This window comes from uncultured Desulfovibrio sp. (genome assembly GCF_944324935.1).
Classification (GTDB): Bacteria; Desulfobacterota; Desulfovibrionia; order Desulfovibrionales; family Desulfovibrionaceae; genus Desulfovibrio.
This window is the reverse complement of sequence record NZ_CALUYG010000020.1, coordinates 35,853-48,916: the sequence shown is the minus strand read 5'-3', so window position 1 is coordinate 48,916 and position 13,064 is coordinate 35,853. Positions and strand designations below refer to the sequence as shown.

The following is a 13,064-nucleotide window of genomic DNA, read 5'->3' as shown; positions in this document are numbered from 1 at the left end:
AGCAGAGCGCGACCGAAAGGCGGCCGCAGGCCGTGCCCGTTACGACGAAGGAAGTTACGGGCATCGACAGCAGAGCGCGACCGAAAGGCGGCCGCAGGCCGTGCCCGTTACGACGAAGGAAGTTACGGGCATCGACAGCAGAGCGAGGGGGTCTTCATTCTCCCAAGGAAATCGCAAAAGTGTTACAGGCGTTAGAGCATTTTGCTTTTGAAAAAGGCAAAATGCGAGGCGGCGGCACAGCGTCGCCCGGCCCCAAGTGAGCGGAAAAACCGCGTTTTTCCGCGAAACGCCAGGCCGTATGATTTGAAACGCAAAGCGTTTCAAACGGAAAATGCTCTAAAACAGGTCGGCGTCCGCCGGCATGCGCTCCCAGCAGATGCGCCCCTTTTTGCGGAACTTGCGCAGCAGAACGTAGATGCTGCCGGGGCCGCCGTCGTGCGGCTGAGCGGTGCAGAAGGCCAGCACGACGCGCTTGAAGGGGTCCTGCGTCAGCCAGGTCTGTAATTTGCCGCGCAGGATGCCTATGCCGTCCGGCGAATTCTTGCCACGCCCGGGGACAAGCAGTACAGTCCGCAGTCCCTTGTACCAGGAGCCGCGCATGAAGCCGCGCAATGTCTCGAAGGCCTGAAGCACGTTGAGGCCATGCAGATCGAGATGGGCCTCAGGGCTGAGGGAGCCGGAGCGCAGCTTGCCCATGATGAGCGGATCCAGCCCCACCACATGGCCTTCCAGATATTCATCCGTGAAGGACAGCGCAAATTCCAGTTTGCCGTCCAGAAAATCCTGGAGGGAGGTGTCTCCCGCCGGCGGCGGCGACTGCGGGGTGACGGGGGGAGCCACGGCCCTTCCCTTGCCGGCCAGGGGGGCTACCTGCTTCATGGCTAGGAGGAAGGCGTCTTCCTCCTCGTCCGCGGGCGGGCTGGCCGGTGCGGCAGGGGGAGAAGGCTGCGCGGGCTGGCCGGCAGTCTGGCCGGTACGGGGCTCCGCCCCGCGTTCCCGACGGGCATCCTTCATCTTTTCCGTGAGCTTTCCCTGTTCGTCCAGGGAGAATCCCCCGCGCCGCGCTGGGCCGGAGGCTGCTTTTTCCACGCGCGACATGGCCGACAGGAACAGCGCGGCATCGGCATCGTCATCAGGCTGCGCCGTATGCTTTTTGCCGGTATTGCGGAGCGCGGGCCGGGCAGTGCCGGACGTGCCCTCCGCCGAGCCCCGCTTCCCCCGGCGTGGGAAGGCGTTCTGGTCAAGTGCGGCAAAGGGATTGTTGAAGCGGGAATTGCCGGTATCGTCGGAATGTGCCTTATGGGACATGGCGGACCCCTTCGGACAAAAAGGCCGCGGACGGAGCCGCGGCCTTTTTCAGGTCATGCTGGAAGGATTATTGTGCCGTGGCGGGCGTTTCCGCCGCAGGGGCGGCGGGCGTCCCTTCCGCTGCGGGAGCGGCGGGAGCGGAAGTGGATGCCGGGGCCTGCGGAGCGGCCGGAGCGCTGTCCTCAATGCTCACGGGAGGCGTATTGAGGATCTGGGATTCGTCCGATGCCGTGCGCGGGCTGCTGACATAGGTATAGCTCAGGGACGTGATGACGAAGATCACCGCCATGAAGGCCGTCAGTTTGGCGAGGATGCCCCCTGCGCCGGCACTGCCGAACACGGAGGTGCTGCCGCCTCCCCCGAAGATGACGCCCATGCCTTCCTTGCCCGCCTGCAGGAGAATGAGGATGACGAGGAGAACGCAAACAATGATGTGAAGCGTTAAGATAAGGGTTTCCACTGCTTCCTCCGGGAAGTCCCGTCTTCAGGCAGTACCTGAAGGTTCGCGCCGTGCTGCGACGACGCCGACGGGCATTAGGCAAAGATGATCTGGGCGAAAGAATCCGCGTCCAAAGAAGCGCCTCCTACCAGAAGGCCGTCCACATTGTCAAGAGCCAGCAGGCCGGCGGCATTGGCAGGCTTGACGCTGCCGCCATACAGCAGCGGCGTGCTCTCCCCTGCCGCGCCGATGACTTCGCGCAGCAGCTCGCGGGCGATGGCATGGGCTTCGCCCGCTTCTTCCGGGCCGGCCACCTTGCCGGTGCCGATGGCCCAGACAGGTTCATAGGCCACAGCCAGCCGGCCGACATGGGCGGGGGCGACCTCCGCCAGGCCGGCCTGGAGCTGACGCTGGAGCACGGCGCGCAGCTGTCCGCCCTCCCGTTCGGCAAGGGTCTCGCCGATGCAAAGCATGACGGAAAGGCCCTGCGCAAGGGCAAAGGCCGTCTTGCGGCCCACGAGTTCGTCGCTCTCCTGCAGGATGTGACGGCGTTCGGAATGCCCGGTCAGCACCCAGGAGGCGCCGGCATCACGCAGCATGCGGGGCGAGATCTCACCGGTAAAGGCCCCTTCTTCGGCGGGATAGACGTCCTGACCGCCGGCAGCCGCGCAGGCTGTGTCCGCAAGGGCGGCCGCCACCTCGGCAATGGCCGTGAACGGCGGATAAACGATGACCTGACGTCCGGCGGGCTGCTTTTCCGACAGATGACGGGCCAGCGCCTCGGCCGTGTCGCGGGCTTCGGCCCGGGTCTTGTACATTTTCCAGTTGGCGGCAATGATTTTTTGCATGATGGGTCCCATTCAGGCCTTGGCGAGGCGTTCGTAGATCAGGGCATCCTCGTCCGGGGCGCGGTAGTAGTTGCGTCGTCGCCCCACCGGGCGAAAATCAAAACTTTCGTACAGGCCGATGGCCGGAAGATTGCTTTCGCGCACTTCCAGCAAACTCTTTTTGATACCCATTTTCCCCGCCACTTGCAAGGCCATTCCCAGCACCCGGCGGCCCAGGCCCTGCCGGCGGCGTCCCGGCGTCACGGCGATATTGAGTATTTCCAGTTCATCCGCGCTATGGTAAAAGGAGATGTAGGCCACAAGCCCCGCCGGCTCCAGCAGACCGAAGGCGGCGAAGGCCGGCTGGAGGAAGGCGGCCCGGCATTGTTCCTCGGTCCAGGGCTGGCTGAAGCAGCATTTTTCCAGTCTGAACATGGCCTGCGCGTCTCCGGCGTGCAGGCGGCGAAACGTCAGATCCGTTCCAGGAGTCGTCATGCGGAATCGTCCCTTGCTGGCGGGCGCGCACTCCCTGCTGGAAGTCGTCGATGCCCGCAATCGTCCTTTTTGTCGTCTTGCCGCGTCGCTTGTGCGGGAGCAGCGGCTCGTCCATCGGGAGATCTGCCTGGTGGTGGAGAGCGGGCCCCATATCCTGCTGGCTGCCGGACCGCAGGGCTGGGACTTCTTTGCCAGGGCTCCCGTTGTCGCGGGCGCTTCCCTGCTGGAAAGCGCCGAGGCGCTGGCCGGGGAGCGGGATCTGGCGTCCTGCCGCCCGTGCGAACTGGGAACTCTGCCGCCCTGCCCGGCCACGGAACAGGCCTTTGTCAGTCTGTTCATGCTGCGGGTCACGCCGTCCCGCCTGCTCCTGCTGGCCGAAGACGCCGCCACGCGTCTGCTGCTGGATCAGGAGGAGTTCCGGGGGCTGGCCCGCCACGGCGGGGAACTGCTTTCCCCGCTTGTGCGTCACGCCGTTCTGGAAAGCGACCTGCTGGGCTGAACCGTCCGCCTTGCCCGTCTCATCCGTCCTGTCCGCTTGCTTTGAGCACATTTTCCTTTTGAAGCGCTTCGCCTTTCAAACTATACGGGCTGACGCTTCGCGGAAAACGCGGCTTTTCCGCTCACGTTCTGCCGGGCGGCGCCGTGCCGCCGCCTCGTGTTCCTGATTCTTCCCCCCAAAACAAGGAGAATAGTGTGGACAGGCCCTAGTCGTGCGGGCAGGCCTGCGCGGCCGTTTGCAGCAGATCGCACATGGCCGCATGCACATGGCCGTTGGTGGCCAGTATCTCATCCCCAAAGCGGAAGGGTGCGCCGTCGCTGCGGCTTATCCGGCCGCCGGCTTCCGTGACGAGCAGTATGCCGGCCGCCACATCCCAGGGTTTGAGCCCCCGTTCAAAATAGGCATCGAGCTGCCCGGAGGCCACATAGGCCAGGTCGATGGAGGCCGCCCCCATGCGCCGCAGGTTCTGCACCTGTGGCAGGACGGCGGCGAGCTGGGCCATGATGTGCGGCAGTTCTTCACGGATGGCGTAGGGGATGCCCGTGGCCACGAGGCTGTCCGACAGGCGGTCCGCGCCGCTGACGCCGAGGCGGTCGCCGTTGCGGAAGGCTCCGCCGCCGCGGCAGGCCCGGTAGCATTCATGCAGCATGGGCACATTGACGATGCCCAGCACGGGTTCGCCCTTGTCCCAGAGGGCCACGGACGTGCCCACATGCGGCAGCCGGTGGACAAAATTGGTCGTCCCGTCCACCGGATCGATGATCCAGCACAGTCCGTCCGTGCCCGGCCCGAAGGCGTCGCCCTCCTCGGCAAGGATGCCCGCCTGAGGCACGAGCTGTTGCAGCTCCTGTACAAGGAAGGCCTCCACGGCCTCGTCGGTTTCGGTGACGAGATCGATGCGGCCCTTGTGGCGCACATGGCTTGGATGACGCCAGTGTTCAAGGATGATGTCGCCGCTGCGGCGTACCACGGCCTCGACCCTGTCCGTGAGCTCGGACAGGTTGCAGGAAAGATCATACATGGCGGTCAGTTGTGGTCAGTTGATGAAGACGGGTTGATAGAGCTCGCGGTCCAGCATGGCCTGTGCCGTTCCGCGCAGCACCGTGGTCAGGGGGTCTTTGTCCACAAAGACCTTGAGGCGCGTTTCCCGGGCGATGCGTTGATCCAGTCCCCGGAGCAGGGAGCCGCCGCCGGCCATGAGCAGGCCGTTACGGTGGATGTCCGCGGCCAGTTCCGGCGGGGTGCGTTCCAGGGTCCGCAGGACGGCCCCCACAATGGCCTGTATGCAGTCGTGGAGCGCCTCGCGGATGTGTCCCTCGCCGATGGTGATGACCTTGGGGGCCCCTTCCACCAGGTCCTTGCCGGAGACCTCAAGCCGGGGCGCTTCAGGCCGGGGCACGGCGTTGCCGAGGATCTTTTTGACGTTTTCCGCCGTGATCTCGCCGACCTCGAGCCGGAAGACATCCCGCAGATAGCGTTGAACGGCCATGTTCATGGCGTCCCCCGCCACACGCACCGACTGGGAAACGGCAATGCCGCACAAGGTAATGACCGCCACTTCGCTGGTGCCGCCGCCGATGTCGAGCACCATGTTGCCCAGCGGCTCGCGCACGGGCAGATCCGCCCCCAGCGCCGCCCCCATGGGTTCCTCCACCAGGGAGACGTCATGCGCGCCGGCCAGATGGGCGGAGTCGATGACGGCCCGTTTTTCCACCTGCGTGATGCCGGTGGGGATGCAGATGACCATGGATGGCTTGACCAGGCGCAGGCCGGTGATGGTCTTGCGCACGAAATAGGCGATCATGGCCCGTGTGACGTCAAAGTCAGCTATGACGCCGTCTTTCATGGGCCGGATGGCGCGGATGCGCTGCGGCGTGCGCCCCAGATATTCCCGTGCCTCGCTCCCCACGGCAAGCACCGTGTTTTTCTGGACGTCCAGGGCAACCACGGACGGTTCGTTGATGACGATGCCATGCTTGCGGGTGAACAGCAGGGTATTGGCCGTCCCCAGATCCATGGCGATGTCCTGGGCAAAGAAGCGACGGAACAGATGCGGCAGCATGGCTATTCTTCATCCGCCTGGGGCTGCGGCGCGTTGTCCGGGTCGTACATGCGGGAACCGCTGGTATGGACATGCGCCCGCGGCAGCATGTTCCGCAGTCTGGTCTTGAGATAGAGATTTTCCAGAAAGAGGGCCAGATGGTCCGCCGCCAGCTTTACGAAGCTGCGCAGGGCCTCGTCCATCTCGCGGGGAGTGCCGTGGGCCAGGCAGAGCACGCAGCGGGTACTTTTGTTGACGATGATCGGCAGGCAGATGGCAGCCTGAAACTCCGGCATTTCCGGGAGTTTGGCAAAGAGCATGGTCCCCTGACCGCCGTTGACGCCTTCCGCGAAGACGGGGCGATCGTTGTTGAACACCCACCCCGCAAGGCCGCTGTTCATGCTGAATTCCAGCATCTCCCCCTCGTTGAGCAGCAGGGGGACGGACTCGCATTCCAGACAGTAGGCTTCGCCGGGCCGCGCAACCGACGCAAAGGCGCAATAATCGAAGTTCGTGGCCTCGGCTATCGTTTTCAGGTAATTCTGGATGAACTGCGGCCAGCGCTTGTGGTGAAAGCGAAGATTCTGGATGACGCAGAGCTGGGCGAAATAGCGGGAGATGTCTCCCCCCAGCGGCTCCGCCCCGCCCTGGGCGTTCTGCTGGCGGGTGATGAGCTCAGCAAACATCTGCAGGATCTTGTAGTCCTTGTCCGTGAAGGAATACTGGCGCTTGCTGTCCACGCACAGCGCGCCGCCCGTGGGCACGGGACAGCCCATGAAGGCCTTGACGCCCCCTTCTTCTCCTTCCCGGTAATAGCCCAGCGTACTCTGGTGCTTGTCGAAGTTGGGCACGACCAGCGGCTGGCGGTTGCGCAGGATCCAGCCCACAAGTCCCTTGCCCGGCTGGATGGTGCTGCCCTCGTCGATGCCGTCTCCCAGGCTGAAGGAGGCGACCAGGCGATGCACCTCTCCTTCCTCTTCCGCGCCTTCTTCCGGCAGGAAGAGCACGGCGGAGTACGCGTCGAAAACGCTGCACACGATGCTCAGGACATGTTTTTCAAGGATATTGTTCATAAAACGTACGGGGAATGCGCCGATGTTGTAGGGTGCTGCCCGTCAGCATGGGCATTGCCTTCATGTTAGCAGAGGAAAGGGCTGGCTGCAACTGCCCGGCCCGACGGTTTTTTTGTGGAAACAGCGGGCGGAGGGCTGGAAATCGAAAGAAAAATATCGTAGAGTTTCTCACTACATGGAGAAGGTGACGCATGCTCAAATGGCAAGAAGTTTTCAGCAAGAACGGCCTGCCCTGGCAGGACGCCGAAACGCTTGCCGAGCCGTTGCCATGCAGCACGCTCGAGCAGCTCAAGTCCTTTCTTGATGCGGTACATATCCGCTTCTGTCTGGTCAAGCCCTTTCAGGAGAGCAAGGGCTATCCGCTGGTGGAGTCGCGCGAGCTGCTCCCCTCCTTCGACAACGACATGTTCGAGCACAAGGACTTGCCAGGTTTCGCCCTGGTGGCCTTTGCCCGGCAGCTGCACTATTTTTCCGAGATCTTCCAGTATGACAAGCTGCACCCGGTCATCACCGAGGTGGAGGGCGTGCCCTGCTGCCCGCTGGAAAGCCAGGTGTACCACCAGAATCTGGAGGCCATCGCCGCCCGGCTGCCGCGCCTGCATCAGGACGTTTTCCGGCAGCAGTTCCGTACGGCGGATACCTCGCTGCTGGACACCTATCCGGCGCTTGTCCCCTACCTTTGCAGCATGGACAGGGCGCAGGTGCTGGCGCTGGATGCGGGGCGTCAGTTCCATCTGGCCGGCATCTTCGCCTCCTTCCCTTCGGACATCGACAGCGAGCTCAAGCGCTTCGGCATCCGCATCGGCAAGTTCGTCTACGGCGACAACGAGCTGTACGAACGCAACCGCATGTTCGTCTACCAGTATCTCATGGAGCTTTACGGCTTCCCCATCGTGTCCGAACGGCGCACCTCGTCCGCCCTCTTCGCCCGCAAGCTGCACAAGATGGGCGAACGCTTCCTCCTGCGCGTGCTGGGGCAGACGGACCGCACCATCACCACCTATACGGCGGACGGCGAGAACCGGCGCTATCCCCTGCTGGAAAAGATAGCGCTCGTCAAGGTGGACGAGGATCAGGAAGAGGTCATCGAACGCATAGAGGAGGGAGGATTTTTCCTCGACAGGGCCCGGCGGGTGATCATCATCCGCATCACCTACCGCCAGCACAGCTTCGATCAGAGCAACGTGCGGCAGGACCGCGCCCTTTCCGTGGCCTTTCAGGAAGTGCTGCATCCCCTGACGGGCCAGCCCCTGCCGGGGCTCAACATCATCAAGGACACCACCAACATGTTCCTGCGCCTCAACGACATCGTGCGCGGGGAATACTCGGGCCGCATCGTCTACAAGCGTACCGAAGTGGTGGAGAATACCGATACCGACGAAAAGCGGCTCAAGTTCCTCTATGCCTGGCTGACCAAGCACCAGCGCCGCATGATCAGCTACAGCGACGAGTTCTTCTCCAACGTGAGCAAGGTGCTTTCCCGCTATCTCTATGCGCCGGAAAACGACGAGGCCTTTGAGACCATGCGCGAGCTGCATCGTGAGGTCTGCACGCGCTTCAGCTATATCCAGCAGGCGCGGCGCGTACGCATCCTCGAGGACCTGCGGCTGCGCACCTTCAAGGGGGCACGCATCACCTACCGGCAGATGATGCGCGAGGCGCTCGCCCAGCTGACGGATCTCAAGTTTGAGATCTCCACCTTCTTCCCCGATCTTGTGGATGCCATTATGAAGTGCGTGGAGGGCATCCTGTCCGACCGCTACATGCTGCGTACCTATATGGAACCGCCGGAGGAGCACCTGAGCAAGGCCGGACTTGAAATACGGCGCAATTATGGCAAACTGGTGTCCCTGCTGGACGGCTTCCGGGCCGTCCGCAAGGCGAGAACCCATAAGGATGAGGCCTTTTCGTGAGCGAACATCGTTTTTATCTGGCTCCGGAAGACTGGCCCGCCGCGCCGCAGGGCGAGGCGCTGCTGGAGGGACAGGAGGCCGTGCATCTGGCGCAGTCCCTGCGCCTTGGCCCCGGGACGGACGTCAGCCTGCTGGACGGCAGGGGCCGGATCGGCCTGTTCACGGTCGTGGAGAGCGGCAAGCGCAGGGTGCGCCTTGTCTGCCGCAGCGTGGACGTCGCTCCCGAGCCCGCCTCCCGGGCCATCATCGCCCTGGCCTTCAGTAAGGCGGTGCGCCGCGGTTTCTTCATGGAAAAGGCCGTGGAGCTGGGCGCCTGGGAAGTCTGGCTCTGGCAGGGGGATCACAGTCAGGGCCGCCTGCCCGCCGATATCCGGGAATCCTGGCAGAAGCAGATGATCGCCGGGGCCAAGCAGTGCGGCAACCCCTGGCTGCCGCAGATCCGCGCGCTTTCCGGCGGCATCGGCGATGTGCTCGCCCTGTCCGGGCAGGTCGATGAACGCATCCTGCCCTGGGAACTGCAGGACGGCTCCTCCATGCTGACGCCCGACATGGTGGGCCGGCCCGGTACGACCCTCTATGTCATCGGCCCTGAGGGCGGCTTTTCGGCGCGCGAGCTGGAGGCGCTGCGGGGGGCTTCCTTCCGCATGGTCAGCCTTGGTCAGCGTATCCTGCGCTGCGAGACCGCGGCAACACTTTGTCTGGGGATCCACTGGTGGGCTTCACATCTCACGATCAACCGTCCCTCCTGAGCAGCGGCGAGGACGCTTCCCGCCCCCTGCCGGAGCGGCTGCGCCCCGACGGTCTGGAATTTTTTCTGGGGCAGCCGCATCTTGCGGCCAAGATCCGTTCTTTCATGCAGGCCCCGCGTCTGCCGAGCCTGCTTTTTTTCGGCCCTCCCGGCTGCGGCAAATCCACGCTGGCGCTGCTGCTGGCGCGGGCCAGCGGCAAGCGCTATCTCCGCATCAGCGCGCCGGAAGCCGGCCTGCAGCATCTGCGCCGGCTGCTGACCGGAGTGGAAGTGCTGGTGCTGGATGAGCTGCACCGCTTTTCCAGGGCGCAACAGGACTTTTTTTTGCCGCTGCTGGAATCCGGCGAATTGACCCTGCTGGCCAGCACCACGGAAAACCCCTCCTTCAGCGTGACGCGGCAACTGCTCTCGCGCCTGCATGTGCTGCGTCTGCGTCCGCTGGGGCGGACGGAACTCATGGAGCTTGCGCGGCGCGGCGCGGAATCCCTGCACATCACGCTGGATGATGCCGCCCGGGAAGTGCTGGCCTCGGCGGCGGGCGGCGATGCCCGCACCCTGCTCAATCTGGTGGAGTACGCTGCCGCCCTGCCGGAGGAAAGCCGCCATGCCGAGCCGCTCAAGGCCGCCCTGCCGGAAATGCTGGCCCGGCACGACAAGGACGGGGACAATCACTATGAGCTGGCCTCGGCGCTCATCAAGTCCATCCGCGGCAGCGATGTGGATGCGGCTCTCTTTTATCTGGCCTGCCTGCTGGAAGGAGGCGAGGACCCCCGGTTCATCTGCCGCCGCCTCATCCTGTCGGCCTCAGAGGATGTGGGGCTGGCCGATCCGCAGGCCCTGCCGCTGGCTGTGGCCTGCCAGCAGGCCGTGGAATTCGTGGGCATGCCCGAGGGCTTCATCCCCCTGGCGGAAACGGTCGTCTATCTGGCTCTTGCCCGCAAGAGCAATTCCAGTTATGCGGCCTATCTCAACGCCCAGCGCGAAGTAAAGCTTAACGGCGTGCCGCCCGTGCCCCTGCATCTGCGCAACGCCACGACCCAGCTCCAGCGGGAATGGGGCTACGGCAAGGATTACAAGTACCCGCACAATTATCCTGAAGGCTATGTGGAACAGGCCTATCTGCCGGACGAGGTGCAGGGCCGGCGTTTCTACCAGCCCAGGGATTGCGGCGACGAGACGCGCCTGAGCCAGTGGTGGCGCAGGATACACAAGATCCACAAGGACGGCTGACATGAAAATGCCCATGCCCTTTGACGACAGTTTTTTCTGCCGAAAATTCCTGCAGGCGGACAGCTACCGCAGCCCCGCCCTGCCGCCGGCCCCGGCCCCAGGGCTGCTGCGCTCCTGCGGCTTTTACTATCGCCTTTTTCTGGGGCCTGTGCGCTGGCTGTGCGCCAAAGCCGCCCGTGGCGAATGCGGCGACGCGGCCTGGGTGCATGCCAGCGCCTGGGTGGCCGAGCTCATGGAGGGGCTGGGCTGCCCCATTTTTGTGGACGGCATGCGGCATTTCGAACAGCTTGAGGAACCGTGCCTCTTTGTGGGCAACCACATGAGCACGCTGGAGACCTTTCTTCTCCCCAGCATGATCCGGCCATTCCGTCCCGTGACCTTCGTGGTCAAGAAAAGCCTGACCACCATGCCTTTTTTTGGCGCGGTCATGCGCTCGCGCGATCCCATCGTGGTGGAGCGCGTCAATCCCCGTCAGGATCTGGCCGCCGTGCTGGAGGGGGGACAGCGCCTGCTCGAGAAGGGCATCTCCATCATCGTCTTTCCGCAGAGCACGCGCTCCCGGCAATTCAGCGAGGAGCATTTCAACACCATCGGCATCAAGCTCGCACGCAAGGCCGGCGTGCCCGTGGTGCCGCTGGCCCTCAAGACGGACGCCTGGGGCACGGGGAAGCGCATCAAGGAGCTGGGACCGGTACGTCCCGGCATGCCCGTACGCTTTGCCTTCGGCGAAGCCCTGCGCGTCAGCGGCAACGGCAAGGCGGAGCATGCCGCCATCTGCGAATTCATCCGCACGCACCTTGCCCGCTGGGAAGCGGAGGACGGCGTCAACGGCGAGGCCTGATCCGCTGCCGCCGGGCAGCAGGCAGGCCCGTCAGTGGCTATGGCGCAGTACGGGAAGGGGGCGCATCGCGCCTCCTTTTTTTGCCGGGGCATGCCGGTCCGGCAGCCTGACGGAGCGCATCCCGCCGCGCCGGCGGCAGATTTTTCGCAGACCATAAAAAAGGAGCCATGCTGCTGCATGACTCCTTGCACTTTCTGGTCGGGATGGCGCGATTTGAACGCGCGGCCTCAGCGTCCCGAACGCTGCGCTCTAGCCAAACTGAGCCACATCCCGTTGCGAAAAAGAACCTAGCTCAAAGCGGAGAGATTGGCAAGCGTTTTTTTCATTTGTCAATTTTTTTTATCTGCGGTAGATTTTTTTTGTTGAGCGATGAACTACTTTAGCTCTGGAGCTTTCCCGTGGTACGAGTTCTTGTCGTTGACGATTCTACGTTTATGCGCAGCGCCATCGTGGCCCTGCTGGAAAAAGACCCTGAAATCACCGTGTGCGGCACGGCCAAGGACGGACGGGACTGCCTGGACAAAGTTGCCCAGCTGCAACCGGACATCATAACGCTGGATGTGGAAATGCCGCGCATGGACGGGCTGACGACGCTCAAGGAGCTGATGAAGACCAACCCCCTGCCGGTGCTCATGGTCAGCTCCCTGACGGCCGAAGGCGCGGAAACCACCCTCAAGGCCCTGGAGTACGGGGCGCTTGACTTCATTGCCAAGGTCAGCGGCGCCGACCAGGAGGATTTCGGCGTCGAGCTGCGCCACAAGGTCAAGTCCATCTCCCGACGCAAGGCCTTTCTCCGCCTGCGCTATACGCGGACCAATCTGGAAGCGGGCCGCAGCTCCTCCCTGTCTTCCTCGTCGGCCGGCAGCGGCCTGTCGGGGGCCGGCGGCACGGCGCGTCCTTCCGGGCTGACGTCCAGTCTGGGGCGGTCGTCCGTCACGAGCAGCCTGTCCGGCAGCACGATGTCTTCCCTGCGCCAGAGCGGGACGGCCTCCCGCCCCCTGCGGAGCACGTCTTCCCTGACGGGGGCGACAAGCTCCCAGTCCTCCGCCGCCAGCATCATCCGGCCCTGCACCGGTTCGCACGATATCGTCGTCATCGGGGTCTCCACCGGAGGGCCGCCGGTGGTACAGAAGATCCTTTCCGCGCTGCCCGCCAATTTCCCCGCCTGCATCCTGGTGGCCCAGCATATGCCGGCGACCTTCACCGGGCCGTTCGCCAAGCGCCTCGACAGCGTCTGCCAGATCTCGGTGACCGAGGCCGTCAACGGCGACAAGATCCAGAACGGTCATGCCTATGTCTGCCCCGGCGGCAAGCATATCGGCATCCAGATGCGGGGGCCGCTGCCGGAAGTGCTTGTGACGCCGGAACCGACCTCCGCGCTGTACAAGCCCAGCGTCAACGTGCTGATGGAAACGGCGGGCAACGGCCTGGGGCGGCGCGTGCTTGGCGTCATGCTGACCGGCATGGGGTCCGACGGCTGTGAAGGCGCCAAGGTGCTCAAGCAGAAAGGCGGTTATCTGATCGCCCAGAACGAAGCGTCCTGCGTCGTCTACGGCATGCCCAAGGCGGTCGTGGATGCGGGGCTGGCCGATCAGATACTTGATGTCGATGATATCGCCAAGGCAATAATGGCCTGTGTAAAAGGTTAGT

At 63.9% G+C, this 13,064-nt stretch carries 13 protein-coding genes and 1 tRNA gene; 6 read left to right on the top strand and 8 right to left on the bottom strand.

Annotated features, from left to right (window positions below; translation table 11 throughout):
• Positions 1-336 precede the first annotated feature (336 nt).
• The 4 genes from Q0J54_RS06305 to rimI all read right to left on the bottom strand — a co-directional run bounded on the left by Q0J54_RS06305 (position 337) and on the right by rimI (position 3,069).
• Positions 337-1,308, bottom strand: a complete 972-nt coding sequence (locus Q0J54_RS06305) for a Smr/MutS family protein (RefSeq protein WP_296304613.1) — start codon at positions 1,306-1,308, stop codon at positions 337-339.
• A 67-nt stretch (positions 1,309-1,375) separates the two neighbouring features.
• On the bottom strand, positions 1,376-1,768 hold the full coding sequence (gene secG / locus Q0J54_RS06300; RefSeq protein ID WP_296304612.1) for a preprotein translocase subunit SecG: 393 nt from the start codon (positions 1,766-1,768) through the stop codon (positions 1,376-1,378).
• A 74-nt stretch (positions 1,769-1,842) separates the two neighbouring features.
• The gene (tpiA, locus tag Q0J54_RS06295) at positions 1,843-2,595 is read right to left on the bottom strand and encodes a triose-phosphate isomerase (protein WP_296304611.1); all 753 of its coding nucleotides are present in this window, start codon (positions 2,593-2,595) and stop codon (positions 1,843-1,845) included.
• Between the two features lie 12 nt (positions 2,596-2,607).
• On the bottom strand, positions 2,608-3,069 hold the full coding sequence (gene rimI, locus Q0J54_RS06290; RefSeq protein ID WP_296304610.1) for a ribosomal protein S18-alanine N-acetyltransferase: 462 nt from the start codon (positions 3,067-3,069) through the stop codon (positions 2,608-2,610).
• Here rimI and Q0J54_RS06285 point away from each other — a divergent pair.
• Positions 3,068-3,568, top strand: coding sequence for an NUDIX hydrolase (locus Q0J54_RS06285; RefSeq protein WP_296304609.1), 501 nt, complete (start codon positions 3,068-3,070; stop codon positions 3,566-3,568). The two genes, rimI and Q0J54_RS06285, sit on opposite strands and share 2 nt — an antisense overlap.
• A gap of 205 nt (positions 3,569-3,773) precedes the next feature.
• Here Q0J54_RS06285 and Q0J54_RS06280 read toward each other — a convergent pair whose 3' ends face one another.
• The 3 genes from Q0J54_RS06280 to Q0J54_RS06270 are packed head-to-tail and all read right to left on the bottom strand — an operon-like array spanning position 3,774 to position 6,682.
• The gene (locus Q0J54_RS06280) at positions 3,774-4,589 is read right to left on the bottom strand and encodes an inositol monophosphatase family protein (RefSeq protein ID WP_296304608.1); all 816 of its coding nucleotides are present in this window, start codon (positions 4,587-4,589) and stop codon (positions 3,774-3,776) included.
• A gap of 15 nt (positions 4,590-4,604) precedes the next feature.
• The gene (locus Q0J54_RS06275) at positions 4,605-5,630 is read right to left on the bottom strand and encodes a rod shape-determining protein (RefSeq protein WP_296304607.1); all 1,026 of its coding nucleotides are present in this window, start codon (positions 5,628-5,630) and stop codon (positions 4,605-4,607) included.
• Between the two features lie 2 nt (positions 5,631-5,632).
• Positions 5,633-6,682, bottom strand: a complete 1,050-nt coding sequence (locus Q0J54_RS06270; protein WP_296304606.1) for a GAF domain-containing protein — start codon at positions 6,680-6,682, stop codon at positions 5,633-5,635.
• A gap of 191 nt (positions 6,683-6,873) precedes the next feature.
• On the opposite strand from Q0J54_RS06270, the gene Q0J54_RS06265 reads away from it, so the two are divergent.
• Genes Q0J54_RS06265 through Q0J54_RS06250 form a run of 4 tightly spaced genes read left to right on the top strand, consistent with a single transcriptional unit; the run spans position 6,874 to position 11,414 of the window.
• Positions 6,874-8,595 (top strand): hypothetical protein, encoded by a 1,722-nt coding sequence (locus Q0J54_RS06265; protein ID WP_296304605.1) that lies wholly within the window; start codon positions 6,874-6,876, stop codon positions 8,593-8,595.
• Positions 8,592-9,344 carry a 16S rRNA (uracil(1498)-N(3))-methyltransferase gene (locus Q0J54_RS06260; RefSeq protein ID WP_296304604.1) on the top strand — a complete coding sequence of 251 codons (753 nt, stop codon included), beginning with the start codon at positions 8,592-8,594 and terminating at the stop codon, positions 9,342-9,344. Before Q0J54_RS06265 ends, Q0J54_RS06260 begins: the two co-directional genes overlap by 4 nt.
• Entirely contained in the window at positions 9,308-10,573 is a 1,266-nt protein-coding gene (locus tag Q0J54_RS06255) for a replication-associated recombination protein A (RefSeq protein ID WP_296304603.1), read from the top strand. Before Q0J54_RS06260 ends, Q0J54_RS06255 begins: the two co-directional genes overlap by 37 nt.
• Position 10,574: 1 nt before the next feature.
• The gene (locus Q0J54_RS06250) at positions 10,575-11,414 is read left to right on the top strand and encodes a 1-acyl-sn-glycerol-3-phosphate acyltransferase (protein ID WP_296304602.1); all 840 of its coding nucleotides are present in this window, start codon (positions 10,575-10,577) and stop codon (positions 11,412-11,414) included.
• 195 nt (positions 11,415-11,609) lie between these two features.
• On the opposite strand, the gene Q0J54_RS06245 is transcribed toward Q0J54_RS06250, so the two are convergent.
• Positions 11,610-11,687 (bottom strand) — tRNA-Pro (locus tag Q0J54_RS06245).
• A gap of 125 nt (positions 11,688-11,812) precedes the next feature.
• Between Q0J54_RS06245 and Q0J54_RS06240 the strand changes: the two genes are divergently transcribed.
• Entirely contained in the window at positions 11,813-13,063 is a 1,251-nt protein-coding gene (locus tag Q0J54_RS06240) for a chemotaxis response regulator protein-glutamate methylesterase (RefSeq protein ID WP_296304601.1), read from the top strand.
• Position 13,064: the final 1 nt, after the last annotated feature.